We start from the raw sequence: 24662 nt of genomic DNA on the forward strand, positions 1-24662 counted from the left end.
CCACCCGATGACGACAATCGCCAGCGGTACAGACACCCTCACGCGCGACGCGCTGACGGTCCTGCAGCCCGGCTTCACCGGCACCACCGCCCCCGACTGGCTGCTGCGCCGCCTCGGCGAGGGCCTCGCCTCCGTCGGCCTGTTCGGCCGCAACATCGCCTCACCCGAGCAACTCGCCGCCCTGACCGCCCAGTTGCGCGTCGAACGGGACGACGTGCTGGTCGCGATCGACGAGGAGGGGGGCGATGTGACGAGGCTGGAGGTGCGGACCGGCTCCAGCTTCCCCGGCAACCACGCCCTGGGCGCGGTGGACGACATCGAGCTGACGAGGCAGGTGGCCTGCGAACTGGGCCACCGCCTGGCCGCCTGCGGGGTGAACCTCAACTGGGCCCCGTCGGCGGACGTCAACTCCAACCCCTCCAACCCGGTGATCGGCGTACGCTCCTTCGGCGCCGACACCACCCTGGTCGCCCGCCACACCGCGGCCTATGTCAGCGGCCTGCAGTCGGCGGGCGTGGCGGCCTGCACCAAGCACTTCCCGGGCCACGGCGACACGGCTGTCGACTCCCACCACGCCCTCCCACGCATCGACGCGGCCCTGGACGTGCTGTCGGACCGCGAACTCTCCCCGTTCCGCGCCGCGATCTCCGCCGGCACGAGGGCGGTGATGAGCGCGCACATCCTGATCCCGGCCCTCGACCCGGACCGCCCGGCGACCCTGTCCCGCCCCGTCCTGACCGACCTCCTGCGCGGCGAGCTCGGCTACCGCGGCCTGATCGTCACCGACGGCATGGAGATGCAGGCCATCGCGGGCACCTACGGCATCGAACGCGGCAGCGTCCTCGCCATCGCCGCCGGTGCGGACGCGATCTGCGTCGGCGGCGGCCTGGCGGACGACGAGACGGTACGCCGCCTGCGGGACGCCCTGATCGCCGCGGTCCGCTCGGGCGAACTCCCCGAGGAACGCCTGGCGGAGGCGGCGGAACGGGTGCGCGAACTGGCCCGCTGGACGGCGACCGCCGCCAGGGGAGAGGGCGAGCCCCGGCCGGACATCGGTCTCGTCGCCGCCCGCCGCGCGCTCACCGTGACGACCGGCGGCGCGGGCCACTTCACCCCGCTCACCGAAGCGCCGTACGTCGCCGCCTTCACCCCGGTCGCGAACATCGCCGTCGGCGACGAGACACCGTGGGGCGTGGCGGCGGAGCTGGCCCGACTGCTGCCGGGGACGGAGACGGGCAGCTTCGCGGGGGAGCGGGCCGGGCGGGAAGCCCTGGAAGCGGCCGGGGAGCGGCGGATCGTGGCCGTGGTCCGCGACGAACACCGCCACCCCTGGATGGCGACGGCACTCGACGCCCTGCTGCGGTCCCGCCCGGACACGATCGTGGTCGAGATGGGCGTCCCCCAGGCGCCGCCCCGCGGTGCCCTGCACATCGCCACCCACGGCGCGGCACGCGTGTGCGGGCGTGCGGCGGCGGAGGTCATCGCCGGGCCCTGAAGGCCGCCGAGCCGCACGACGCGCAGCCTGACGCTCCTCACGATGGTTGCAGCACCCTCTCCGAATGTAGTACTCCTTATACATGAGCGAGCAGGTGCACAACAGATTGGCGGTGGTGCGCGCCGAACGCAAGGTGTCGCGCCAGAGCCTGGCCGAGGCAGTGGGAGCCCACTACCAGACCATCGGCTATATCGAACGGGGGCAGTACAACCCGAGCCTCGACCTGGCACTGAAGATCGCGAAGTTCTTCGGACTGCCGGTCGAGGCCCTGTTCTCCCTCGAACCGTTCCGGCCGCTCACGGATGAGGTCTACGGGAGGAAACAGCCATGACGACGACGCGGATGACGAGCTACGACCGGAGCATGCTGCGGTTGATGAACGACCCCCGAGGGAGGTCGCTGTACGCCACGCCCGCGCGCCGGCGGCTGGCGGTCGCCGCACACGCCGCGCTCACCGCGGCCATCGTGGGGCTGTTCGCGCACTTCTTCCTCTCGCGGGCGGAGGCGATATGGTCCGCCGTCGTCGTGGCGGTGCTGCTGCTGCCCTGGATGGTGGCGCAAGGGGTGATCAACAGCGCCACGCGCGGACTGCTGGAACTGCGGGCGCCCGCCTTGGACGAGCGGCAGTTGGCCGAGCGCGACCGGGTGCTCGCCCGCGCCCACCGCATCACGACCTGTCTGCTGCTCTTGGCCGTGGTCGGTCTCTTCGTGGTGGGGGACGCCGACGGTGACGCCCTGCGGACCTACGCGGTCTCCGCCCTCGTCGGCACCCTGGTGGCCCACTTCGTCATGCCGTCGTGGGTAGCCGGCCTCTCCGCGCAGGACGAGCCGTCCGAGGACGAGGCGGCCACCCTCTAGAACCGGCTGAACTCAACCGGCTCGCTACCACCGGCCCAGCACGACAGGACCGTGACCTAGATCCCCTGCCACTCCGGCTTGTTGGCATAGGTGTGCCGGAAATAGTCGGCCAGCTTCAGCTTGGACGCGGCGGCCTCGTCGACGACCACCGTGGCATGCGGGTGCAGTTGCAGCGCCGAGGCCGGGCAGACGGCCGCGACCGGCCCCTCGACGGTCGCGGCGACCGCGTCCGCCTTGCCCTCACCCGTGGCGAGCAGCACCAGGTGCCGCGCCTCCAGGATCGTCCCGATCCCCTGCGTGATGACGTGGTGCGGGACCTGCTCGATGTCCCCGTCGAAGAACCGGGCGTTGTCGAGGCGGGTCTGCTCCGTCAGCGTCTTGATCCGCGTCCGAGAGGCCAGCGACGAACACGGCTCGTTGAACCCGATGTGCCCGTCCGTCCCGATCCCGAGCAACTGCAGATCGACGCCCCCCGCCTCGGCCAGCGCCGCGTCATACGCCTCGCACGCCCCCTGCACGTCCTCGGCCGTGCCGTCGGGCCCCATGAACGCGTCCATCCCGATCCCGAGCGGCTCCAGCACCTCGCGCCGCAGCACCGACCGGTACGACTCCGGGTGTTCGGCGGGCAGCCCCACATACTCGTCGAGCTGCGCGATCCGCGCCCGCGAGGCGTCGACGGCCCCGGAGTGCACCTTGGAGGCGAGCGCCGCGTAGATGGGCAGCGGCGTCGACCCGGTGGCCACGCCGAGCAGCGCGTCGGGCTTGCGTCGGAGCAGTTGCGCCATGGCCTCGGCTATCAGCTCGCCACCCGCCTTGGCGTCCGGAACGATGACAACTTCCACGCTGGGCCTGCCGATCTGAAGAGGGACTCGAAGGGCACCCTGAAGGGGCATGTGGTTTAGACCAATCTAACAGAGCGGGGCTCCGCGGCCCAGGTGACGGCAAGTCCCTCGGGGATTTCGGCAGCCCGTCGGGCAGGCGTCATTCCCCGTGGGGGAGTGGAATGGAGACTGTCCGTCCGAAGCGACCGGTGCGCCGCCCCGCATGATGAGCGCGAGAGCAGGAAGGGCCCCGCATGAGCGCCACGACCCCGTACCCTCCCGATCCCCACGCCCCCCACAGCGACCTCCCCGGCCGGATCATGGCCCGCGAGATGGCCGAACAGCCCTCCGTGCTGCGCCGGCTCCTCTCCGCGGGCGCCCCCGCCATCCGCGAGGTCGCCCAGGAGATCGCCGCCCGCGCGCCCCGCTTCGTCCTCCTCACCGCCCGCGGCACGTCCGACAACGCCGCGCTCTACGCCAAGTACCTCCTGGAGATCCGTCTCGGTCTGCCCTGCGGCCTGACCTCCATGTCGACCATCACCGCCTACGGCGCCCGCCCCGACCTCACCGATGTCCTCGTCATCACCGTCAGCCAGTCCGGCGGCTCCCCGGACCTCGTCGCCTCCACCCGGGCCGCCCGCGCGGCCGGCGCGATCACGCTCGCCGTGACCAACAACCCCGACTCACCGCTGGCCGGCGTCTCCGAGTACCACCTCGACATCATGGCCGGACCTGAGCGGGCCCTGCCCGCGACCAAGACCTATACGGCCTCCCTTCTCACCCTCTACCTCTTCGTCGAAGGACTGCGTGGCGGCGACGGCACCCCCGCCAAGGTGCTCCCGGACCTCGCCGGGCAACTGCTCGCCCGCCAGGACGAGGTCCGCACCCTCGCGGCCCGCTACCGCTTCGCCGAACGCATGGTGATCACCTCCCGCGGCTACGGCTATCCCACGGCCAGGGAAGCGGCCCTCAAGCTGATGGAGACCAGCTACATCCCCGCGCTCGCCTACTCGGGCGCCGACCTCTTGCACGGCCCGCTCGCCATGGTCGACAACGTCTCGCCGGTCATCGCGGTCGTCACCGACGGCAAGGGCGGCGAGGCCCTCCAGCCCGTCCTCGACCGACTTCGTGGCCGCGGCGCCGACCTGGTCGTCATCGGACCCCGGCACCAGGTCGAGCAGGCGTCGGCCGGCTTCGTCCTGCCCACCGAGAACGTGGCCGAGGAGGTCCAGCCGATCCTGGAGATCCTCCCGCTGCAACTCCTGGCCCACGAGGTCACCATCGCCCGGGGTCAGGACCCGGATGCCCCGCGCGCTCTGGCGAAGGTGACGGAGACGCGCTGACGGCGGCGGGAACGGCTGCTGGGGTGGCTGACGGCGGCAGGCTCCCTTGCGTGGATGGCTGACGGCGGCAGGCTCCCTTGCGTGGATGGCTGACGGCGGCAGGCTCCCTTGCGTGGATGGCCGACGGCGGCAGGCGCCCCTTGCATGGATGGCTGACGGCGGCGGCTCCGCCCCCTCAGGTGATCGAACCCCCCGTCGCATCCACCCAACTCCCCGTGACCCACCGGCCCTCGTCCGAGGCCAGGAACGCCACCACGTCCGCCACCTCGGCCGGTGTCCCCACCTGCCCCAGCGCCGATATCGCCTCGGCCTGCGCCCAGCCGTCCGCGGTGCCGTGCAGGAACTCGGCGGTGTTGTCGGTGTCGATCAGACCCGGCGCCACCGAGTTCACCCTGATGCCCCGAGCGCCCAGCACCTTGGACAGGTCCCGGGAGAAGACGTCGAGCGCCCCCTTCGTCATGGCGTACGCCATGTTGTTCGGCATCACGGCGGTCCGGGCGAGCCCCGACGAGATGTTGATGATCCGGCCGCCCTCACGCAGCCGCGCCATGCCGTGCTTGACGATGAAGAACGGCGCCTTCACATTCACCGCGAAGACGGCGTCGTACTCCCGCTCGCCGATCTCCTCGATCGGTCGCGTGTTGCCGATGCCGGCGTTGTTCACCAGGATGTCCAGCCCGTCCGCGTGCCGGTCGAACTCCTCCCACAGGGCCTCCGCGTCTCCGGGCACCCCCAGCTCGACGCCGATCGTGAACGCCGATCCGCCCGCCGCCTCGATCGCGGCGACGGTCTCCTTCGCAGCCGCCTCGTTCCTGCCGTAGTGCACGCCGACCCGCGCGCCGTCGCGTCCCAGTCGCTCGGCGATCCCTCGCCCGATCCCCCTGCTCGCCCCCGTGACCAGAGCCGTCCTGCCCGCAAGCGCACCCATGCCGCGCTCCCTCCGTAATTCACTAGCGGTCGCTACAAAAATCACCGTAGATCACGCCGCCGACGTTTGTCTAGCGCCCGCTATAAAATGCACCCCATGGTGACCAACAAGGAGAGCGAGGAGAAGGGCGGGGGCGCCAGGGCCAAGGCCCGCCCGGCGTCCAAGCCTCGCGGCCGCCCCCGCTCCTTCGACCGTGAGACCGCCCTGGAGAAGGCGATCCTGGCCTTCTGGGAGCACGGCTACGAGGCGACCTCCGTCTCCGATCTCACGCGCGTCATGGACATCGGCGCCCCGAGCCTGTACGCCGCCTTCGGTGACAAGCAGTCGCTCTTCGAGGAGGTCGTGCGCGAGTACGGCGTGCGGTACGGCTCCTTCGCCGATCGCGCCCTCGCCGAAGAGCCCACCGCCCGCGCCGCCGTGGCGCGCATGCTGCGCGAGGCCGCCGCGGAGTACACCGATCCGGCCCATCCGTACGGCTGTCTCGTCGTCCACGCGGCGACCAACTGCTCGACGCCCGAGGTCGAGGAGTCGCTGCGAGGGCGGCGCAACGCCAACATCGCAGCCATCCGGAGCCGTATCGAAGCGGACATCGTGGCCGGGGCCCTGCCCGCGGACGTCGACGCCGGCGCACTCGCCCGGCACGCCGGCGCGATGATTCAGGGCATGTCACAACAGGCGCGCGACGGGGCGAGCCGGGAGGAACTGGAGGTGCTCGCGGAAATTGCCATGTCCATCTGGCCCCGCACATGAACCCACACGGGTTAGGCTGCGTGGTGGATGCCAGGGCGTCCTACTGGTTCTCCTACTGGTTCTCCGACTGGTTCTCCGACCGGATCGGACCCCGCGAAGAAGCGCCAACAACAAACAGGCTCCAACGCATGGACACACCCGAGTGGTCTAGTCCACAATGCGAGGGAGTGTGTAGCACGAGAACGAACCGACTTCCGTCTTCCCCGCACAGGAAGGCGGACCGAGGAACCGGAGCTCTCTGCCCTGACTGCCCCGGCTCCTCAACCTCGGCCGACCGGGACCGCACACCCCACGGCCGATATTGCTCCGGGCTGCGGTGCCGGGAGGGTTGAGGGTCCCTCTCAGGCGCCGCGGCCCGCGGGTGTTCTCGGGGGCCGGATCGCCCCCGCGGTGGCTGGTTTCGAATGATGTCCGTACCGCCAGGTACGCTCGGCCACGTGCCCTCCATGAACGAACTCGTACGCCAGCACACGGCCCTCGACGACTCCGACCTCGAGTGGCTCCACCTGCTGGTCTCGGAGTGGCAGCTGCTCTCCGACCTCTCCTTCGCCGACCTCGTCCTGTGGGTCCCCACCCGCGACGGCACCCGCTATGTGTCGGTGGCGCAGATGCGCCCCAACACCGGCCCCACTTCCTACCAGGACGACATGGTCGGCCACCTCGTCCCGCGCGGCCGCCGCCCCATGCTGGACGCGGCACTGGACGAGGGCCGGATCGTGCGGGAGGGCGACCCCGAGTGGCGCGAGGAGGTGCCGGTCCGCGTCGAGTCGATTCCCGTACGACGGGAGGGACGCGTCCTCGGCGTCATCGCGCGCAACACCAACCTCCTCACCGTGCGCACCCCGAGCCGCCTGGAGCTGACGTACCTCCAAAGCGCCTCGGACCTCGCGCAGATGATCGCGGCCGGCGCGTTCCCGTTCGCGAACCAGCAGGTCGACATGGACGCCTCGCCACGCGTCGGCGACGGCCTGATCCGCCTCGACGCCGACGGCATCGTCCAGTACGCCTCCCCGAACGCGCTCTCCGCCTACCACCGCCTCGGCCTCGCCGCCGACCTCGTGGGCCATCACCTCGGCAAGACCACCGCCGAACTCGCCCCGACCCAGGGGCCGGTGGACGAGGCGCTCGCCAAGGTCGCCAGCGGCTGGGCGCCGCGCGAGTTCGAGATCGAGGCACACGACGGGGTCATCCAGTTCCGGGCCATCCCGCTCAAACCCAAGGGCACCCGCATCGGTTCACTGGTCCTGCTCAGGGACGTCACCGAACTGCGCCGCCGCGAGCGCGAGTTGATCACCAAGGACGCCACGATCCGGGAGATCCACCACCGGGTCAAGAACAACCTCCAGACGGTGGCGGCCCTGCTGCGCCTCCAGGCCCGGCGCATCGAGTCCGACCGCGGCCGTGAGGCCCTCGAAGAGGCGGTACGACGAGTCGGCTCGATCGCGATCGTGCACGAGACGCTCTCCCAGAACCTGGACGAGCGCGTGGAGTTCGACGAGATCGCCGACCGGGTGCTGGCGATGGTCGCCGAGATCTCGCCCGGCAAGGTCACCGGCCGCCGGACCGGCCGCTTCGGCACCCTGGACGCCGAGGTCGCCACCCCGCTGTCGATGGTTCTGACCGAGATCCTCCAGAACGCCCTGGAACACGGCTTCCGCGAGGGCGACGCCGGCACCGTCGAGGTCTCGGCGGTCCGCGGCGGTACGACGAAACAGGCCCGCCTCCTGGTCACCGTCCAGGACGACGGCGTCGGCCTCCCCGAGGGCTTCGACCCGCACACCGCGGGCAACCTCGGTCTGCAGATCGTAAGGACCCTGGTGGAAGGCGAGTTGGGCGGCACCTTCGACATGGTCCCGGCGCCGGAGCGGGGGACCCGGGTGATCCTGGACATCCCGGTGCGGGCGCCCAAGTAGAAAAGCAGGAGGCGGGAGTCCGAGGACGGGCCGGCCCACCTCGCCCACCCCTGAACAGCAAAGAGCCCCGGATCCGTAGATCCAGGGCTAGTCGCTCGTTGCTGCTCTATTGCTAGGCGCACCGGGGGTACTGCGCGCTGCGGCTCGGGGGCGGGAGATGCGTACTCGCTGTACGCGCCGCCAAGCTCAGGCGGGGTGGGTGTGTCAGGCGGAGGCCTGACGGGCCCGGTTGCGGGCGGCGCGGCGCTTCATGGCGCGGCGCTCGTCCTCGCTGAGACCACCCCAGACGCCGGAGTCCTGACCGGACTCGAGCGCCCACTGCAGGCACTGCTCGATAACCGGGCAGCGACGGCAGACGGCCTTGGCTTCCTCGATCTGCAGCAGCGCAGGACCGGTGTTGCCGATGGGGAAGAAGAGCTCGGGGTCTTCCTCGCGGCAAACGGCGTTGTGACGCCAGTCCATGGCTGCTACCTCTCCTTGGTATTACGTGCAGGGTTGCTTGTGAATGTGAACGCTTTCACGAATCCCTCAACAAGTGAAGGGCCTACCGCCAGGTTTCCCTGGACGTGGGTCCTGTGAGTTGAAGAGGGGTTCCGGTGATCAGTGGAGGCCGGTGTTGCGGGCCGTCCCGATCGCCACGTAGAGACTCGCAAACCTCAGCGACGGATACAACCCCTTCCGGAAAGTTTTTTTTGATTCCTCGGTGTCGACTAGGTCACAGCCGTACTTCCATGGGGTGGATCCTGGCCTAAACGTTCGAGTGAAAGGACTTTAGCCCGTTCCGCTCACACAATCACACGCAGTGCATGGCGTACGCCTGTGAACGTCACGCTCGTACGCAGCCCGAGGTGGTCGCCGTCCATCTGGAGGGGCAACGGGACCTTCGAATGCAAGGTGAACTGGTCCAGGTCGTGCAGTGAGGTGGCGTGCTTTCCATGCGGTCCGCGCTCGGGGGACGAAGTGAGCAACTGGGTGCCATACCGGGCAACCGCGGCTGTCGTCATACGGCTGAGACCGAGTACGTCGAGGCCTTTATCGAACGAGGCTTTAGGCGACGCGTACATCGGGTGATTGCCCAGGAAGGTCCACGGAGAGGTGTTCGAGACTATGGACAGCACCAGACCGGTCACCGGCTCCGCGTCCGGCCGCTCCAGCGTGATCGTCCCCTGGCGCCGGTGCGCCTCGCCGAAGAACTGGCGCAGTGCCTGGCGGACATAGAGGGCGTGCGTCGACTTTCTGCCCCGCTCGCGCTGCTGCTCGACCCTGCCGACCACGCCGGCGTCGAAGCCGAGGCCCGCGTTGAAGGTGAACCAGCGCGAGGGCACGGCCTCGTCATCGGTGCCGGGCGTGCCTGAGCTCAGCCCGAGGCCGACGGTGCGTTCGCTGCCCTCGCGCAGGGCGTCCAGCAGGGCGCCTGTCGCTTCGACGGCGTCGTTGGGCAGGCCGAGGGCGCGGGCGAAGACGTTGGTGGAGCCGCCGGGGACCACCGCGAGGCCGGGAAGGTGCTCCGGGTCGGGGCCGGCGTGCAGCAGGCCGTTGACCACCTCGTTGACCGTGCCGTCGCCGCCGAGGGCGACCACCAGGTCGACGTCGTCGCTCTCCGCCGCCTGGCGGCCCAGGTCGCGGGCGTGGCCGCGGTACTCGGTGGTGACCGGCTCCAGCTTCATCTCGCTGGCGAGCGCGTGGATCAGAACGTCGCGCGTACGTGCGCTTGTGGTGGTTGCCGCCGGATTGACCACGAGAAGTGCACGCATGACTGGCAGCGTACCTACTGGGGGGTACCGGGCACAGGTCGAGGTAGGGATCGAGTAAGAGATCGGGCGTGAGTCTCAACACGGGGGGACTGCGTCGCCCGGCCGCGGGGTGCCGTCCCATGCGGCCTCCTTGCGAGGTCGGTGCAAGGGCGCCCGGCCCGCCTAGGCCGATATCGCGGAGGGCTACCCTTCAGGGGTGACCAAGGAGCAGACCCCCACCACCCCGGAAACCGCCGGTCCGCGCCCGCGGCGGCTGACGTACGCGGCGGCACTCACCGCGTTGGAAGGGCTGGCGCTCGCCGTGGGGGGCATCTGGGTGTTCGTCCTGGGCCTCACCGGTGACCCGGACGACCGGCAGCAGGCCGTCACCCTGGGGGTGACGCTCGTCGCGCTCGCTCTGCTGCCCCTGCTCGCCGCGCGCGGGCTGTTCGCTCAGCGCAGCTGGAGCCGAGGGCCGTCCGTCATCACGCAGATCATGGCCCTGCCGGTGGCCTACAGCCTGCTGCAGGCCGACAGCATGGCGATCCCGGCGGGGATCGCGATCGCGGTGGTCGCCGTCGCCACGCTCGTGCTTCTGGTCAACCCGGAGACCACCCGGGCCCTCGGGATCCGGGGGCCCGGCAATGCTCCCGATCGGAAGCAGTGATCCGTTCTCAAGAAGGCGTCACTCTCAAGCCTGACAATGACACCCGGGCCTGACAATGACACCCGGGCCTGACAGTCACTCCTCCACCAGCAGCTTCTCCCGCAGCTGTGCCAGCGTGCGCGCCAGCAGTCGGGACACGTGCATCTGGGAGATCCCGACCTCCTGCGCGATCTGCGACTGGGTCATGTTGCCGAAGAAGCGCAGCAGCAGGATCCGCTTCTCACGCGGAGGCAGATCCTCCAGCAGCGGCTTCAGCGACTCCCGGTACTCGACGCCCTCCAGCGCCTCGTCCTCCGCGCCCAGGGTGTCCGCGACCGCCGGCGACTCGTCGTCCGTGTCGGGGACGTCCAGGGACAGCGTGGAGTACGCGTTGGCGGACTCCAGGCCCTCCAGGACCTCCTCCTCCGAGATCGACAGCTTCTCGGCGAGTTCGTGGACCGTGGGGGAGCGGCCGTGCTGCTGGGACAGCTCCGCCGTGGCCGTCGTGAGCGCGAGGCGCAGCTCCTGGAGGCGCCGGGGCACCCGCACCGCCCAGCCCTTGTCACGGAAGTGCCGCTTGATCTCGCCGACGACCGTCGGGGTCGCGTACGTCGAGAACTCGACGCCGCGGTCCGGGTCGAAGCGGTCGACCGACTTGATCAGGCCGATGGTGGCGACCTGGGTGAGGTCGTCGAGCGGCTCGCCGCGGTTGCGGAAGCGGCGCGCGAGGTGCTCCACGAGCGGCAGATGCATACGGACCAGCTGGTTGCGCAGCTCCGCGTACTCGGGGCTGCCGTCCTGCAGCTCGCGCAGCTTGACGAACATGGCGCGCGCTCCGCTGCGGTCCTGAGGGTCGTGCCGCGTGGCCTGCGCGCTGTGCGCCCCCATCGCCTCGTCCTCGGCGTATCGCTCGTGCTCGCTCATCGTCCCGCCCGTCGCCCTCTCCCGAGCCCTCGCCTCCGCCCCCACTCTCGGCTTCCCTCGACCGGGGGAACCCCCATGGACAGGGGAGACTCCGATCCGCCCGCCAGGAGGCGTGCTCTGCACGGCACCGTCGTCATCCCGTCCGTCGTCCAGGAAGCCGGCCTCCGCGGAGTCGTCCTCCGGATGCGGCCGGGCCTGCTCGGGGATGCCGTCGATGCCGTCCGCCATGCGTCGCGAACCGCTCGGGCCCGCCCCCAGGCTCTCGGCTCCGTCGGAGCAGGGGGGAGTGCCGTCCGGCAGCTCCACTGTGCCGCGCTCTTCGTCCCGCACCGGCCCGTCCCCGTTCCTCACGCCGGCCCGGGTCCCGCGCCGCGCTGTTTGTAGAGGCTGATCGAAACGGTTTTGTCCTCGTCCACGGCGGAGGAGACCTTGCCCGCGAGGGCCGACAGGACGGTCCAGGCGAAGGTGTCCCTGGAGGGAGCGTGGCCGTCCGTGGTCGGGGCCGAGACGGTGACCTCGAGCGAGTCGTCGACGAGTCGGAAGACACAGCTGAGCACCGAACCGGGCACGGCCTGCTGGAGCAGGATCGCGCAGGCCTCGTCCACCGCGATGCGCAGGTCCTCGATCTCGTCGAGGGTGAAGTCCAAACGGGCCGCGAGGCCGGCAGTCGCCGTACGCAGCACCGACAGGTAGGCACCCGCAGCCGGCAGCCGGACTTCCACGAAGTCCTGGGTCGCGGGCTCGCCTGCGATCTGGGACACCCTCACCTCCATGGTGGTACAAGCTTCTCGGGGCCGAGGGTCGCCCCCCGGGGTAACGCGATGTGTGGTTCAGCGGTGACGCTATCGCGCTCTCAACATTCCTGTCCCCAGGACCCCAACCCCTTGCTGTCACTCATAGTAAACACACGGATACGCTCCGTGGCTAGGGGGTTTGCGGGCCCAATTGGGAAGAGCGCGCGCCGGTTTGACGTACCCAGACGTCAGACGGTCGAACCGTCCGATTCCCCAGTGGTCCAGCGTACGTCCCCGTCACACGAGTACGTGGTCCACGAAGCACCAGCGCCAGCGCTCGCCGGGCTCGAAGGTCCGCATGATCGGGTGACCGGACTCCTTGTGGTGCTGTGTGGCGTGCCGCCCCGGCGAGGAGTCGCAGCAGCCGACGTGACCGCAGGTGAGGCATAGCCGCAGCTGCACCGGGTGCGAGCCGTCCGCCAGACACTCCGGACACGTCTCACTGAGCGGACCGGGTTCCGGGTGCGGCAGCGCGTCGGCGTGCGTGCACTGTTTCATGATTGCCAGGTTACGACGGCCACGCGCAGGGCGGCGCGGAAAATCAGGGCCGGGCGAGGACGGTGATCACGTGCGGGCGACGCCGGTGATCGAAGGTGGGCGAAGACCAGGAACGGGGTCGGGCCGGGATGAGCGGACGCGGGCGAACGGTGAGGGGCGGACGCGGGCGAACGGCGGAGGGGCGGGCATGGGCGAATGGCGGAGGGTGAGTGTGCGCCGGGGGCCGTCGGCGAGTGCGGACGGGGGTCGACGGGGATCGCCGGGGGCACGAAGCGGGGATCACCGGCACGGGTGGCGGCAGGAGCGGGCGCATGGTGACCGGTGGTCCGGTGTCACCGGCGGTCGGTAGGAGTACGAGGGCGTCGATGGGCGAGGGTGGGCGAGACGTATGGATGTGATGCCGCTGCTGTTGCTGGTGGCGGGGAGCGCCGCCGTGGCCGCGGCCGCTCGGCGGACGCCTGTCCCGGCGCCGCTGTTGCTCGTGGCCGCCGGGCTCGTCGTTGCGTATCTGCCCGGCGTGCCCGACTACACCCTCGACCCGCACATCGTCCTGCCGCTGGTGCTGCCCCCACTGCTGCACAGTGCGGCGACGGACAGCTCGTATCTCGATCTGCGGGCCCAACTGCGGCCGGTGGCGCTGCTGTCGGTGGGCTACGTCCTCTTCGCGACCTTCGTCGTCGGCTGGGTCGCGTATCTCGTCGTGCCGGACCTGCCGCTGACCGCGGCGCTGGTGCTGGGCGCGGTGGTCGCGCCGCCGGACGCGGTCGCCGCGACGGCGGTCGCGCGCCGGGTGGGGCTGCCGTCCCGGATCACCACGATCCTCCAGGGCGAGTCCCTGGTGAACGACGCCACCGCGATCACCGCCTACCGGGTCGCCCTCGCGGCCGCCGTCGGAGAGGGCGCCACCTGGGCCGGCGGCATCGGCGAGTTCCTGCTCGCGGCGGTCGGCGGCATCGGCATGGGTCTGGTGCTGATGGTGCCGATCCACTGGCTGCGCACCCATGTGAAGGAGGCGCTGCTGCAGAACACCCTCTCGCTGCTGATCCCGTTCGTCGCGTACGCGGCGGCCGAGCAGGTGCACGCCTCCGGAGTGCTCGCGGTCGTGGTCGTCGCGCTGTACCTCGGACACCGCGCGTGGGAGGTCGACTTCGCCACGCGACTCCAGGAGGAGGCGGTGTGGAAGATGGTCGCCTTCGTGCTGGAGTCGGCGGTGTTCGCGCTGATCGGACTGCAACTGCCGGTGGTCCTGAAGGGACTGGGGGAGTACGAGGGCCCTCGCGCCGCCTGGTACGCGGTCGCCGTCTTCGTCGTGGTCGTCGTTTCGCGGTTCGTGTGGGTGTATCCGGCGACCTTCCTGCCCCGCATGCTGTCGGCCCGGATCCGGGAGCGCGAGGACAACCCCACCTGGAAGGGGCCGTTCATCATCTCCTGGGCCGGGATGCGGGGCGTGGTCTCGCTGGCCATCGCCTTCTCGATCCCGCTCACCGTGCACGGCGGCGAGCCGTTCCCCGAGCGCAACCTCATCCTGTTCCTGACCTTCACCACGGTCATCGGCACCCTGGTCATCCAGGGCGTGACACTGCCGACGCTGATCCGGCTGCTGAGACTCCCCGGCCGGGACCCGCAGGCCGAGACCCTCGCGGAGGCGAACGCCCAGGCGCAGGCCTCCCGGGCCGCCGAGCAACGCCTGGAAGAGCTCCTCTCCGACGAACGCAACGCCCTCCCCGAGCCGCTGGCCGACCGCCTGCGAGCCGTCGTGGAACGGCGCCGCAACGCCGTCTGGGAACGGCTCGGCCAGGCCAACCCCGTCACCGGCGAGTCCGTCGACGACACCTACCGGCGGCTGTCGCGTGAGGTGATCGGCGCCGAACGCGCGGTGTTCGTGAAGCTGCGCGACGGTCGCTATATCGACGACGAGATGCTGCGGACCCTGCTGCGCAGGCTGGACCTGGAGGAGGCGGCGGCCTACCGGGAGGCGGGGTGAGGTTTCCGTATTCCTCTGCGGGGCTTCCGTACTCCTCCGCGGGTCTGACGGGGGATCATAGGCGGGACGCGTTCAGTACAGGGTGACTCGGGGGGCTCGATGACGACCGGCACCGGACAGCGGTTCTTCATCAGTTACGCGGGGGCCGACCGGCTGTGGGCGGAGTGGGTGGGGTGGCATCTGGAGCGGGACGGCCACCTCGTCGAGCTCGACGTCTGGGACTGGCGGACCGGGGACGACTTCGTCCGGCGCATGGACGAGGGGCTGGAGAAGGCCGACGCCGTGGTGGCGCTGTTCTCCAAGTCGTACTTCGAGGACGGGCGCTGGACCCAGGAGGAGCGGTCCGCGGTGGTCGCCCGCCGCGACCGGATCATTCCGCTCGCGGTCGAGCCGCTGAGCAACCACGACGTGGATCCGATGCTCGCCTCGAAGGTGCGCAAGAAGCTGCACGGACTGGACGAGACGGCTGCCATCGCCGCGCTCCGGGATGCGGTGGGAGGCGGGGGACGTCCGACCGCCGCGCCGGCGTTTCCGGGCGCCGGCGTCGCGGTCGAGGCCGTGGTCCCGGAGGGCCCCCAGCCCCGGCTGCCGGGCACGACCGACCGGCCCGACGTGTGGAACGTACGCCGGGGGAATCGCGACTTCTCCGGCCGGGAGGCCGAGATCGTCCAGCTCCGGGACGGTCTGCTCAGCGGGCGGCACTCCGCCGTGTACGCGCTGCATGGGATGGGCGGGATCGGCAAGACGCAGCTCGCGCTGGAGTACGCGCATCGGTTCGCCAGTCAGTACGACCTGGTGTGGTGGATCGACGCGGAGCAGGCCGATCAGATTCCGGTCCACTACACGGAACTGGCCGACAAGGTCGAGGTCGCCGTGGCCGAGGCCAGTGCCGAGCACAACGCCCGTCTGCTCCTGCAGCATCTCCGCACCCGCCCACGCTGGCTGATCATCTTCGACAACGCCGAGGAGCCGGACCAGATCGAACCCTGGCTGCCGGAGGGCCCCGGGCACGTCCTCATCACCTCACGCAATCCCAACTGGCGCAGCCTCGCCCAACCGGCGGCCCTCGATGTGTTCACGCGGGCCGATTCCCTGCTCTACCTGCAGACCAGGGGCACGGGCATCACCGAAGAGCAGGCTGACACGCTGGCGCAGGAACTCGGCGACCTCCCCCTGGCGCTCGCCCAGGCCGTAGGCGTGATCGAGAACGGCATCGACGTCGACCGCTATCGGCGGCTGCTGACCGACAGCACAAGCCGGATCCTGCAGGAAGGCGAAGTTCCGGACTATTCGGCGCCACTGGCCGCGGCGGTCGGCATCGCCGCCGAACGAGTCGGTGCCACCAACGCCGACTCGTTGGCCGTGCTCCGGCTGGCCGCGTTCCTGGGGCCCGAGCGGATCCCCACGGAATGGCTGGAGAACGCGCGCCGCCATCTGTCCACGATTCCGATCGATCCGGACGACGTGATGTGGACGCGGGACGCATTGGAACCGCTGCGCCGCTACGGACTTGCCCGCATCGACGGTGGCGCTGTGCAGGTACATCGCCTGACGCAGGCCGTGATCAGGGACCATGTCGACCCGGCGCAGACCAGGGCGATCCACGACGACGCCGTGGCGGTCCTGGCCGCCGCCTCGCCGGGCGACCCGCAGTCGCCGGCCAACTGGCCCACGTGGGCCAGCCTCACCGCGCATCTCACGGCACCGCACATCGACGTCACGGACCGTGCCGAGCTGCGGCCGATGCTTCTGGACGCGGTCCACTTCCTGATCCGCAGCGGCAGGCCGCGATCCGCTGCCGACCTCGCCGCCGAGTTGCGTACGGCATGGACCTCCCAGTCGGGCCCCGACGATTCGGACGTCCTCACCTGTATGCAGTACCTCGGCCACGCGACCTCGGATCTGGGTGATCTCCGCGGCGCCTGGCCCATCGTCGAGGAGGCGTTCTCGCGTCGTCGCCGGACCCTTGGGGACGATCACCCGGACACGCTGCAGTCCGCCAACGATCTAGGGGTGAGTCTGAGCGCCTTCGGCGAGGTCACGCGAGCCCTGCACACGTACGAGGACACCCTCGCTCGTCGGCGCCACGTACTGGGGGACGACCACCCCGACACCTTGCAGTCCGCCGACAACTTGGCTGTCGCTCTGCGCGATCTGGGGCAGTACGCCCGAGCCCGCGAGGTTTGTGAAGACGCCGTGGCTCGTCGTCGGCGCGTTCTCGGAGACGACCATCCTGATGCGTTGAGATCCGCCAACCATCTCGCCGAGATCATGGCCGATCTGGGCGAAACGGCAGAGGCTCGTCGCCGCAACGAACAGACTCTGGCCCGCTGCAGAGACGTGCTGGGTGACGATCACCCCGTCGCCCTCGAGGTGGCATCCAGTTACGCCAACGATCTGCTCGCGCTGGGTGAATACGAGGAGGCCTGTCGCAGGCACGAGGACATCAGGGACCGTCGCCTCCGTGTCCTCGGTGCTGATCACCGCTCCACCCTGATCTCGGCTCACGAACTGGCCAGGTCCCTGTTCGCGCTGGACAGGTACGAGGAGGCTCATCGCCTGCAGAACGAGACTCTGACGCGGTATCGCCTCGTCCTCGGCAGTGATCACATCAGCACGCTCAGATCTGCGCACGGTCTCGCGGTCATCCTGCACGCACGGCGTGCCTACCACGAAGCGGCGAAGCTCCTGGAGGACACACGCGCCCGTCAGCTCCGCACGCTCGGCGAGAACCACCCCGACACTCGGAACACCACTGACTCGCTGGCTTCGATCTACACGGCGATGGGACTCAAGAGCAAAGCGCACAAGCTCCAGGCCAAGAAGAAGAAGCCCAAGCGCATGTTCGGCCGTAAACGCCGTTAGTCGCCCGCACCTTCCGCCCTCACCCCGTGAAGGGAGCCCCGGTGATCACCGCCGCAACCCTGGTCCCCGCCCCGAACGCCCCCACCTCCACCAACGAGACAAGCCCATACAGCAACTTGGCCACATAAAGCCGCTCCACCCGCACCCCATGCCGCCCCTCGAAGTCCTCCGCGAAGGCATCGAGTTCGGGCGTCGTCCGCGCGTACCCCCCGAAATGGAACCGCTCGTCGAGCCGCCACTCCCCACGCGGCCCACCGAACGCCTCCTCCTGGAGGGCCCGTATGTCATCGGCCAGGAAACCGCCCTTGAGGACAGGCACGCCCAGCGCCCGCTGACCGGGCTCCAGCCCGGCGGCCAGCCCCGCCAGGGTGCCGCCCGTGCCGCAGGCGACCGCGACCACATCGGCCTGCCCGCGCAGCTCCTCGCCGAGCGCCTGGCACCCCCGTACGGCAAGGGCGTTGCTGCCGCCTTCGGGGACGACGTACGCCCCCTGCGCGTCCGCCGCGCGCAGGACGGCCGCCAGGGTGTCCGGCTCGGCCTTGCGGCGGTACGTCGACCTGTCGACGAAGTGCAGGCGCATGCCGTCGGCCACGCACCGCGCCAGTGACGGATTCAGGGGCCGTCCGGCCAGTTCCTGGCCGCGTACGACGCCGACCGTGGGCAGGCCGAGGAGGCGGCCCGCGGCGGCGGTGGCGCGCAGGTGGTTGGAGTACGCACCGCCGAACGTCACCACCGTACGACCGGACGCGGCGGCGAGATTCGGCGCGAGTTTGCGCCACTTGTTGCCGATCAGCTCCGGGTGGATCAGATCGTCGCGCTTGAGGACCAGGCGGACGCCGTGACGAGTGAAACGGTCGTCCGCCAGCTCCTGCAGCGGGGAGGGGATCCTGGGGCGGAGGTCGGCGAGGTGGGCGCTGGTCACCTGGCCATTGTCGCCTCGGCGCGTCACCGCGCTACTTCAGCCGTTCCCGGATCCGCTCCCGCATCCAGGTCATCGTGAACCCCCGCGGGTCGACCTTCCCCGGCTGCCACTCCAGATGTCCGATCACCGACCTCTCGGTCCACCCGTGATGGCGGCAGACCGCCGCCGAGACCCGTTCGATCGCCTCCAGCTGGGGCTCCGGCCACGGATCCTGGCCATCACCTAGGTTCTCGCACTCGAAGCCGTAGAAGTGGCGGTTGCCGTCGGTGTTGGCCTCGTTGTCGGGCGGCAGGGCCTTCTCCGCGATGACCGCGCGCAGTACGTCGTCGTCGCCGAGGCCGGCATGGTTGGCGCGGCCGTAGCCGACGAGGTGGACCCTGCCGTCCTTGGTGATGACGCCGTGGCACAGCGGGCCCGGCAGCCCCGCGTATCCGTTGCGGCAGAGCTCCACCGTGTGCTCGCTGCCCTCGGTCACCGTGTGGTGGATCATCACGCCGTGGACGGGGCCCCACGGGCCGACGTGGTTGCGGTTGTGGTGCTCCCAGTCGCCGACCTCGACGACCGTCGCGCCCTCCGCCCGGAGTCTCTCCAGGAACGTGCTCGCGGACATGGGTGTGGCCATGGCCGCCTCCTTCGTGCCGTGCGCCGGCCGCCGTGCGCGACCGCCTCGTACCGGTGCTTTACCGAAAACGGACAGACGGGACTCCCCCCTCGTACGGCGTGCGAGTCGTTTCGGACAGTCGCCGCGGCGTGGACGAGGAGGTGGCCGAGTGGACGAGGGACTCCTGTTTGCCCAGTGAGCGGTGATCCATTCCCGCTCTTTCGGGTAATGGCACCAGCACACTTCGTGATGGAAGGCTCGGTCGTGCAGATCGCGATGTGCGGCGCCAGAGCGGCGCCGGTGCATGACCGGGAGGGCAGTTCCTTATGTCGGTAGGCGAAGAGGTCCGCACGGAGCAGGGCAAGCCGCAGCAGAGTCTCGGCACCGCGGCCGCGCGGAACCTGGCCACCACGACCAAGTCCGCACCCCAGATGCAGGAGATCAGCTCCCGCTGGCTGCTGCGCACCCTGCCATGGGTGAATGTGCAGGGCGGCACGTACCGGGTGAACCGGCGTCTGACCTACGCCATGGGGGACGGCCGCATCACCTTCTTGAAGACCGGCGACCGTGTCGAGGTCGTCCCCCCGGAGTTGCGCGAGCTGCCGGCGCTGCGGACGTTCGACGACGGCGCCGGTGTGCTCTCCGAGCTCGCCCAGCGCTGCCAGCAGCGGGAGTACGCCCCGGGTGACGTGATCGCATCGTTCGGCAGCCGGACCGACGAGGTGTACCTGCTGGCGCACGGCAGGGTGGAGAAGGTCGGCACCGGCCCCTACGGCGACGACGCGGTCCTCGGCGTGCTCGCCGACGGCGCGTACTTCGGCGACACGGCGCTGCTCGACGGGGAGGCCATCTGGGAGTACACCGCCCGCGCGCACACCGCCTGCACGGTGCTCGTCCTGCCCCGCCAGGACGTCGAGCAGATCGCGGAGCGCGCGGACGGCCTGCGCGAGCACCTGGAGCAGATGCGCTCGGCCCCCGCGCACGAGACCAACAAGTACGGCGAGAAGGCCATCGACCTCGCCGCCGGCCACACCGGCGAGCCCGACATCCCGCACACCTTCGTCGACTACGAGGCCAAGCCCCGTGAGTACGAACTGAGCGTCGCCCAGACCGTGCTGCGCATCCACACGCGCGTGGCCGACCTCTACAACCAGCCGATGAACCAGACCGAGCAGCAGCTCCGGCTGACCGTGGAGGCCCTGAAGGAGCGGCAGGAGCACGAACTCATCAACAACCGGGAGTTCGGGCTGCTCCACAACTGCGAGTACGACCAGCGGATCCAGCCGCACGACGGTGTGCCCAGCCCCGACGACATGGACGAGCTGCTCTCCCGGCGGCGCGGCACCAAGCTGTTCCTCGCCCACCCGCGCGCGATCGCCGCGTTCGGGCGTGAGCTGAACAAGCGCGGACTCGTCCCCGAGACGATCGAGATCGCCGGCAACCGCATCCCCACCTGGCGTGGCGTGCCGATCTACCCGTGCAACAAGATCCCGGTCACCGAGGCCCGGACGACCTCGATCATCGCCATGCGTACGGGCGAGGCGGAGCAGGGCGTCATCGGGCTGCACCAGGCGGGCATCCCGGACGAGATCGAGCCGAGCCTGTCCTGCCGCTTCATGGGCATCAACGAACAGGCCATCATCAAGTACCTGGTGACGGCGTACTACTCGGCCGCGGTACTGGTGCCGGACGCCCTCGGCGTGCTGGAGAACGTCGAGATCGGGCGCTGGCAGTGACCCTCCCCCCGGGTAGGCCGTGTCCCGCGCTCCCCAGCTGGGTACACCCTCGGCGTAGGCGCCCGACCACCGCGGAAGGGCCACCGCCCGCCGACTCTCCGAGGCGATGCCATGGGTGAGTTCATGACGGAGACGCAGCCGCGCCCCGCCGGGGCACGGCCGTCCACCGAGACGCTCGAAAGGCGGAGGTCCATCACGACCGAGACGGACGGCAGGCCGGGTCCGCTGGACGGGCCCGAGGCGGCGGTGATCCTGGAGCGCGCCCGCGCGTCGGTCGACCCCGAACTGCGCGCCGCCGTCGAGTCGTTGCCGGGTGCGCTGCGCCGGATCGCGCTCTACCACTTCGGCTGGGAGCACCTGGACGGCACCCCGGCGGCGGGCAACGCGGGCAAGGCCATCCGCCCCGCCCTCGTCCTCACCGCGGCCGCCGCGCTCGGCGGACCGGCGGCGCGGGCGGCGGCCGTACCGGCGGCGGTGGCGGTGGAACTGGTGCACAACTTCACGCTGTTGCACGACGACGTGATGGACCGGGACACCACCCGCCGGCACCGGCCCACCGCGTGGACCGTCTTCGGCGACGCCGACGCGATCCTCGCCGGGGACGCCCTCCAGGCGTTGGCCCTGCGACTGCTCGCCGAGGACCCGCACCCGGCGTCCGGCGCGGCCGCCGCCCGGCTCGCGGCCTGTGTCGTCGAGCTGTGCGCCGGTCAGCAGGCGGACACGGCGATGGAGAAGCGGGCCCCGGGCGAGGTCGGTCTCGACGAGGTGCTCGCCATGGCCGAGGCCAAGACCGGCGCGCTGCTGGGGTGTGCCTGTGCCGTCGGCGCGCTGTACGCGGGCGCGGCGGACGAGGACGTCGCGGCGCTGGACGCGTTCGGCCGGGAGGCCGGGCTCGCCTTCCAGCTCATCGACGACGTGATCGGTATATGGGGCGACCCGAGCCGCACCGGCAAACCGGCCGGCGCGGACCTCACCGCCCGCAAGAAGTCCCTGCCGGTCGTCGCCGCGCTGACCTCCGGTGGGCCGGCGGCGGCGGAACTGGCCGCGCTCTACGAGGCGCCGTACGGCGAGGGGGACGAGGAGGAAGTCGCGCGGACCGCCCTCGCCGTGGAGCGCGCGGGCGGACGCGACTGGGCGCAGGCCCAGGCCGCCGACCGCATGGCCCGCGCCATGCAGGAACTGGCCCGCGCGGTGCCCGACCCGGAGGAGGCCGGCGGACTCCTGGCCCTGGCGGAGTTCGTGACACGACGCAGCAACTGAGGACCACGACGCAGCAACTGAGGACCACGACAGCCGACGGCCGCACTGATCGAGGCCGCGGCGGCGGAGGTCGTCGAGACCCCGGAGCCATCGGGGCCGTACGGTTCCTGACCCCGTACGGCCGCCGAGCGGCTCCGGACCGGCGGGTCCCGCACATCCCCACGGTGTGCGGGGCCCGCCTCTGCGCACCGGTCGGATCGCGTCAAACTCCTTCCGCGGGCGCCGCACAGGCCCCGACCGCCCTACGATCAAGGTCGGTTCACACGAAGGGGCGGGTACACATGGGCGTGGCGATCCGGACGGCGGGCGAGGCGGACCGGGAGCTGGTGGTCCGGCTGTTGGACGCGGCCTTCCAGGACGACCCGGTCAGCGGCTGGGTGTTCCCGGACGAGGAGCACCGCCGCACCACACACCCCGCGCTCGTGGCCGCCTTCACCGACATCGTGTTCGCCGACGGCCGTATCGACCTCACCGAGGACGGCACGGCCTGCGCGCTGTGGCTGTCCATCCCCGCGGGGGACCACGGACTCGATCCCGAGCACCGCGACGACGAGGGCCCCGCCCAGCTGCGCGCCGCGGTCGACCCGGACAACGAGCGGGTGGAGCAGATCGCCCGGCTGACCGCCGACATCCACCCCTCCGGCCGTGCCCACGAATACCTGTGGATGATCGCCGTGGCACCCGAGCGCCAGGGCGAGGGCCTCGGCACCGCGCTGGTCACCTCGGTCCTCGACCGCTGCGACCACGACGGTGTGCCCGCCTATCTGGAGGCGAGCAGCGCCCGCAGCCGGAAGCTGTACGAGCGGCTCGGCTTCGAGCTTCTGGGCCGTCCCCTCGACCTCCCGGACGGCCCCCGGATGTGGCCGATGTGGCGCGAGCCGCGCGGCTGAGCCCTCTCGGGCAGCCCTCGGCCGGCCCTCCGGCAGGATCGCCATCCCTCAGGCCGGCAGGGTCGCCATCCCTCAGGCCGGCAGGGTCGCCATCCCTCAGGCCGGCAGGATCGTCTATCCCTCCGGCACGATCGTCGCCGTGATGCGCTCGACCAGCCCGTCCGGCACGCTGACCCCGGGCAGGACGCCGTCCAGCACGTCCGGCAGCGTCAGATGCTCCAGGAGCAGTCCGAGCATGGCGAGATAGAGCACGGTGACGACCTCGTCGCCGCCGGGCAGCCCGGCGCTGCGGTGGAACTCCATGGCCTCCTCCAGGTCCCCGCGCACCGACTTGGTGAACGAGGAGCGCAGTTCGGGGCGCCGGTTGGCCTCCAGCCGCAGCTCCAGCAGGGCCAGATAGCCCGTGCGATCGCGGGTCGCGCGACCCATCAGGTCGTGCATGAAGGCGGCGACCAGGGAGCGGTCCTTCGGCCGTGCCAGCAGCCCGGCGATCACCTCCGGGTCGGGCGCGAGCCGGACGTGCAGCCGGGCGTCGATCTGGCGGAGCAGGTCGTCGCGCCCAGTGAAGTAGTTGGAGGCGGTGCCGACCGGCACCCCGGCCTCCGCGTCCACCGCGCGGAACGTCAGCCCGCGCGCGCCCTCACGGGCGAGCACCTCGACGCCCGCGTCGACGAGCGCTGCCCGGCGCTCCGGATTGCCCGCCATACGGAATCCCCTCTCCCACTTGCGTCTTCCCCGGAAAAACCCTTGCAACCACTACAAGCGAAGTACTACAACTGAAGCACTACAAACGGAGTGGTTGACCACCCTACGGAAAGAGACCGGCTTGCGAAAGCTCACGTACTTCATCGCCTGCTCCATCGACGGCTTCATCGGGGACCCGGGCGGCGACGCGACATCGATGGTCCGCTTCGTCGACGAGGAGTTCTTCGGGTTCCTCAAGGCCGAGTACCCGGAGACCCTGCCGACCCATGGCCGTCAGGCCCTCGGCGTCGACGACCTGCAGAACAAGAAGTTCGACACCGTCATCCAGGGCCGTGCCAGCTACGACCTCGCCCTGAAGGAGGGCGTCACCAGCCCGTACGCCCACCTGCGCGAGTACGTCGCCTCGCGCACCCTGAAGGAGTCGCCCGACCCCAACGTCGAGATCATCGGCGACGACCTGGTCGCCAAGGTCCGCGAACTCAAGGCCGAGGACAGCGACTTCGGTATCTACCTGTGCGGCGGTTCGCAGCTCGCCGGTGAACTGTTCGACGAGATCGACGAACTCGTCATCAAGACGTACCCGCTCGTGTACGGCGCGGGCATGCGGATGTTCGGTTCCGACTTCGCCCTCACCGAGTTCGCACTCGACTCGGTGCGCACGTTCGACAACGGAGTGCTGGTGCGCACGTACAGCAGGAAGCGCTGACGCCCCGCTCGCCCTACTCTGAAGGCATGGACAGCGAAGAACACGTCTGTCCCGCTTGCGGACAGCCCGTGGAGACGGTCGTCAAGCGTCACAAGACGCTGGGCGCGTGGGTCCCGGTGTGGGTGGCCGGCCCCTGTCGCAATCCGAAGTGCGAGACGCACGTCGAGGAGGGCGCCGAGGGCAGCGACGAGGAGCACCGGAAGACGTCCGAAAAGGGGCCCGTGAAAGAGACCGGGAAGACCGCCACGAAAAATTCCTGAAGCCCGTGTCGAGAACCCCGGCCCGGCTCC

General features: G+C 70.4%; 24 protein-coding genes. 14 read left to right on the top strand and 10 right to left on the bottom strand.

Annotated elements, in window-relative coordinates; translation table 11 throughout:
• The first annotated feature begins 7 nt into the window (after positions 1-7).
• The 3 genes from AQI70_RS28775 (at position 8) to AQI70_RS28785 (ending at position 2353) form a co-directional block, all read left to right on the top strand.
• A complete protein-coding gene (locus AQI70_RS28775) occupies positions 8-1495 on the top strand; it encodes a glycoside hydrolase family 3 protein (protein ID WP_062155143.1) in 1488 nt (495 codons plus the stop codon).
• A gap of 82 nt (positions 1496-1577) precedes the next feature.
• Positions 1578-1826: a helix-turn-helix transcriptional regulator gene (locus AQI70_RS28780; RefSeq protein WP_062155145.1), complete on the top strand. Its 249-nt coding sequence runs from the start codon at positions 1578-1580 to the stop codon at positions 1824-1826.
• Positions 1823-2353, top strand: coding sequence for a hypothetical protein (locus tag AQI70_RS28785; protein ID WP_062155147.1), 531 nt, complete (start codon positions 1823-1825; stop codon positions 2351-2353). Before AQI70_RS28780 ends, AQI70_RS28785 begins: the two co-directional genes overlap by 4 nt.
• A gap of 56 nt (positions 2354-2409) precedes the next feature.
• Here the strand turns inward: AQI70_RS28785 and nagB are convergent, their stop codons facing one another.
• Positions 2410-3195: a glucosamine-6-phosphate deaminase gene (nagB, locus tag AQI70_RS28790; protein ID WP_062155149.1), complete on the bottom strand. Its 786-nt coding sequence runs from the start codon at positions 3193-3195 to the stop codon at positions 2410-2412.
• A 233-nt stretch (positions 3196-3428) separates the two neighbouring features.
• On the opposite strand from nagB, the gene AQI70_RS28795 reads away from it, so the two are divergent.
• On the top strand, positions 3429-4517 hold the full coding sequence (locus tag AQI70_RS28795; RefSeq protein ID WP_062155151.1) for an SIS domain-containing protein: 1089 nt from the start codon (positions 3429-3431) through the stop codon (positions 4515-4517).
• Positions 4518-4692: 175 nt separating this feature from the next.
• Here the strand turns inward: AQI70_RS28795 and AQI70_RS28800 are convergent, their stop codons facing one another.
• Positions 4693-5445 (bottom strand): SDR family oxidoreductase, encoded by a 753-nt coding sequence (locus AQI70_RS28800; RefSeq protein WP_062155153.1) that lies wholly within the window; start codon positions 5443-5445, stop codon positions 4693-4695.
• Positions 5446-5541: 96 nt separating this feature from the next.
• Here AQI70_RS28800 and AQI70_RS28805 point away from each other — a divergent pair, with 96 nt between their 5' ends.
• Positions 5542-6195: a TetR/AcrR family transcriptional regulator gene (locus AQI70_RS28805; protein ID WP_062155155.1), complete on the top strand. Its 654-nt coding sequence runs from the start codon at positions 5542-5544 to the stop codon at positions 6193-6195.
• Between the two features lie 437 nt (positions 6196-6632).
• Entirely contained in the window at positions 6633-8108 is a 1476-nt protein-coding gene (locus AQI70_RS28810; RefSeq protein WP_086025950.1) for a sensor histidine kinase, read from the top strand.
• Positions 8109-8312: 204 nt separating this feature from the next.
• Here AQI70_RS28810 and AQI70_RS28815 read toward each other — a convergent pair whose 3' ends face one another.
• Both AQI70_RS28815 and AQI70_RS28820 read right to left on the bottom strand, forming a co-directional pair.
• Positions 8313-8570, bottom strand: coding sequence for a WhiB family transcriptional regulator (locus AQI70_RS28815; protein ID WP_003992873.1), 258 nt, complete (start codon positions 8568-8570; stop codon positions 8313-8315).
• Between the two features lie 323 nt (positions 8571-8893).
• Entirely contained in the window at positions 8894-9862 is a 969-nt protein-coding gene (locus AQI70_RS28820; protein WP_062155156.1) for a diacylglycerol/lipid kinase family protein, read from the bottom strand.
• A gap of 196 nt (positions 9863-10058) precedes the next feature.
• Between AQI70_RS28820 and AQI70_RS28825 the strand changes: the two genes are divergently transcribed.
• A complete protein-coding gene (locus AQI70_RS28825; protein ID WP_062155158.1) occupies positions 10059-10508 on the top strand; it encodes a hypothetical protein in 450 nt (149 codons plus the stop codon).
• A gap of 75 nt (positions 10509-10583) precedes the next feature.
• Here AQI70_RS28825 and AQI70_RS28830 read toward each other — a convergent pair whose 3' ends face one another.
• From AQI70_RS28830 to AQI70_RS28840, 3 genes are all read right to left on the bottom strand, one after another.
• Positions 10584-11741: an RNA polymerase sigma factor SigF gene (locus AQI70_RS28830; RefSeq protein ID WP_079051527.1), complete on the bottom strand. Its 1158-nt coding sequence runs from the start codon at positions 11739-11741 to the stop codon at positions 10584-10586.
• A 17-nt stretch (positions 11742-11758) separates the two neighbouring features.
• A complete protein-coding gene (locus tag AQI70_RS28835) occupies positions 11759-12172 on the bottom strand; it encodes an ATP-binding protein (protein WP_004925829.1) in 414 nt (137 codons plus the stop codon).
• Between the two features lie 270 nt (positions 12173-12442).
• Positions 12443-12703 (bottom strand): UBP-type zinc finger domain-containing protein, encoded by a 261-nt coding sequence (locus AQI70_RS28840; RefSeq protein ID WP_062155160.1) that lies wholly within the window; start codon positions 12701-12703, stop codon positions 12443-12445.
• A 388-nt stretch (positions 12704-13091) separates the two neighbouring features.
• On the opposite strand from AQI70_RS28840, the gene AQI70_RS28845 reads away from it, so the two are divergent.
• Together AQI70_RS28845 and fxsT are read left to right on the top strand one after the other, a co-directional pair.
• Positions 13092-14687, top strand: a complete 1596-nt coding sequence (locus tag AQI70_RS28845; protein WP_062155161.1) for a Na+/H+ antiporter — start codon at positions 13092-13094, stop codon at positions 14685-14687.
• Between the two features lie 99 nt (positions 14688-14786).
• Positions 14787-17552: an FxSxx-COOH system tetratricopeptide repeat protein gene (gene fxsT / locus AQI70_RS28850; RefSeq protein WP_062155163.1), complete on the top strand. Its 2766-nt coding sequence runs from the start codon at positions 14787-14789 to the stop codon at positions 17550-17552.
• Positions 17553-17571: 19 nt separating this feature from the next.
• Here the strand turns inward: fxsT and AQI70_RS28855 are convergent, their stop codons facing one another.
• Positions 17572-18474: a 1-aminocyclopropane-1-carboxylate deaminase/D-cysteine desulfhydrase gene (locus AQI70_RS28855; protein ID WP_062155511.1), complete on the bottom strand. Its 903-nt coding sequence runs from the start codon at positions 18472-18474 to the stop codon at positions 17572-17574.
• A gap of 31 nt (positions 18475-18505) precedes the next feature.
• Positions 18506-19096, bottom strand: coding sequence for an N-acetylmuramoyl-L-alanine amidase (locus AQI70_RS28860; RefSeq protein ID WP_208607463.1), 591 nt, complete (start codon positions 19094-19096; stop codon positions 18506-18508).
• A gap of 305 nt (positions 19097-19401) precedes the next feature.
• Here AQI70_RS28860 and AQI70_RS28865 point away from each other — a divergent pair, with 305 nt between their 5' ends.
• The 3 genes from AQI70_RS28865 to AQI70_RS28875 all read left to right on the top strand — a co-directional run bounded on the left by AQI70_RS28865 (position 19402) and on the right by AQI70_RS28875 (position 22961).
• Positions 19402-20811 (top strand): family 2B encapsulin nanocompartment shell protein, encoded by a 1410-nt coding sequence (locus AQI70_RS28865; RefSeq protein ID WP_062155165.1) that lies wholly within the window; start codon positions 19402-19404, stop codon positions 20809-20811.
• Positions 20812-20922: 111 nt separating this feature from the next.
• Positions 20923-22071: a family 2 encapsulin nanocompartment cargo protein polyprenyl transferase gene (locus AQI70_RS28870; RefSeq protein WP_062155167.1), complete on the top strand. Its 1149-nt coding sequence runs from the start codon at positions 20923-20925 to the stop codon at positions 22069-22071.
• 281 nt (positions 22072-22352) lie between these two features.
• Entirely contained in the window at positions 22353-22961 is a 609-nt protein-coding gene (locus tag AQI70_RS28875; protein WP_062155169.1) for a GNAT family N-acetyltransferase, read from the top strand.
• A 114-nt stretch (positions 22962-23075) separates the two neighbouring features.
• On the opposite strand, the gene AQI70_RS28880 is transcribed toward AQI70_RS28875, so the two are convergent.
• Positions 23076-23666, bottom strand: coding sequence for a TetR/AcrR family transcriptional regulator (locus AQI70_RS28880; RefSeq protein ID WP_062155171.1), 591 nt, complete (start codon positions 23664-23666; stop codon positions 23076-23078).
• A gap of 121 nt (positions 23667-23787) precedes the next feature.
• Between AQI70_RS28880 and AQI70_RS28885 the strand changes: the two genes are divergently transcribed.
• Both AQI70_RS28885 and AQI70_RS28890 read left to right on the top strand, forming a co-directional pair.
• Positions 23788-24372, top strand: coding sequence for a dihydrofolate reductase family protein (locus tag AQI70_RS28885; protein WP_062155174.1), 585 nt, complete (start codon positions 23788-23790; stop codon positions 24370-24372).
• A gap of 26 nt (positions 24373-24398) precedes the next feature.
• Entirely contained in the window at positions 24399-24632 is a 234-nt protein-coding gene (locus tag AQI70_RS28890) for a hypothetical protein (RefSeq protein WP_062155176.1), read from the top strand.
• Positions 24633-24662 lie beyond the last annotated feature (30 nt).

This window comes from Streptomyces curacoi (assembly GCF_001513975.1).
Taxonomy (GTDB): Bacteria; Actinomycetota; Actinomycetes; order Streptomycetales; family Streptomycetaceae; genus Streptomyces; species Streptomyces curacoi.

What these genes read in the sequence shown, in the direction of transcription:
- AQI70_RS28865 (WP_062155165.1), top strand. Translation starts at nt 19,402, where the DNA reads ATGTCGGTAGGCGAAGAGGTCCGCACGGAGCAGGGCAAGCCGCAGCAG.
- AQI70_RS28805 (WP_062155155.1), top strand. Translation starts at nt 5,542, where the DNA reads ATGGTGACCAACAAGGAGAGCGAGGAGAAGGGCGGGGGCGCCAGGGCC.
- AQI70_RS28800 (WP_062155153.1), bottom strand. Translation starts at nt 5,445, where the DNA reads ATGGGTGCGCTTGCGGGCAGGACGGCTCTGGTCACGGGGGCGAGCAGG.
- AQI70_RS28870 (WP_062155167.1), top strand. Translation starts at nt 20,923, where the DNA reads ATGGGTGAGTTCATGACGGAGACGCAGCCGCGCCCCGCCGGGGCACGG.
- AQI70_RS28845 (WP_062155161.1), top strand. Translation starts at nt 13,092, where the DNA reads ATGGATGTGATGCCGCTGCTGTTGCTGGTGGCGGGGAGCGCCGCCGTG.
- AQI70_RS28875 (WP_062155169.1), top strand. Translation starts at nt 22,353, where the DNA reads ATGGGCGTGGCGATCCGGACGGCGGGCGAGGCGGACCGGGAGCTGGTG.
- AQI70_RS28815 (WP_003992873.1), bottom strand. Translation starts at nt 8,570, where the DNA reads ATGGACTGGCGTCACAACGCCGTTTGCCGCGAGGAAGACCCCGAGCTC.
- AQI70_RS28775 (WP_062155143.1), top strand. Translation starts at nt 8, where the DNA reads ATGACGACAATCGCCAGCGGTACAGACACCCTCACGCGCGACGCGCTG.
- AQI70_RS28860 (WP_208607463.1), bottom strand. Translation starts at nt 19,096, where the DNA reads ATGGCCACACCCATGTCCGCGAGCACGTTCCTGGAGAGACTCCGGGCG.
- AQI70_RS28785 (WP_062155147.1), top strand. Translation starts at nt 1,823, where the DNA reads ATGACGACGACGCGGATGACGAGCTACGACCGGAGCATGCTGCGGTTG.
- AQI70_RS28890 (WP_062155176.1), top strand. Translation starts at nt 24,399, where the DNA reads ATGGACAGCGAAGAACACGTCTGTCCCGCTTGCGGACAGCCCGTGGAG.
- AQI70_RS28795 (WP_062155151.1), top strand. Translation starts at nt 3,429, where the DNA reads ATGAGCGCCACGACCCCGTACCCTCCCGATCCCCACGCCCCCCACAGC.
- AQI70_RS28880 (WP_062155171.1), bottom strand. Translation starts at nt 23,666, where the DNA reads ATGGCGGGCAATCCGGAGCGCCGGGCAGCGCTCGTCGACGCGGGCGTC.
- fxsT (WP_062155163.1), top strand. Translation starts at nt 14,787, where the DNA reads ATGACGACCGGCACCGGACAGCGGTTCTTCATCAGTTACGCGGGGGCC.
- AQI70_RS28840 (WP_062155160.1), bottom strand. Translation starts at nt 12,703, where the DNA reads ATGAAACAGTGCACGCACGCCGACGCGCTGCCGCACCCGGAACCCGGT.
- AQI70_RS28820 (WP_062155156.1), bottom strand. Translation starts at nt 9,862, where the DNA reads ATGCGTGCACTTCTCGTGGTCAATCCGGCGGCAACCACCACAAGCGCA.
- AQI70_RS28780 (WP_062155145.1), top strand. Translation starts at nt 1,578, where the DNA reads ATGAGCGAGCAGGTGCACAACAGATTGGCGGTGGTGCGCGCCGAACGC.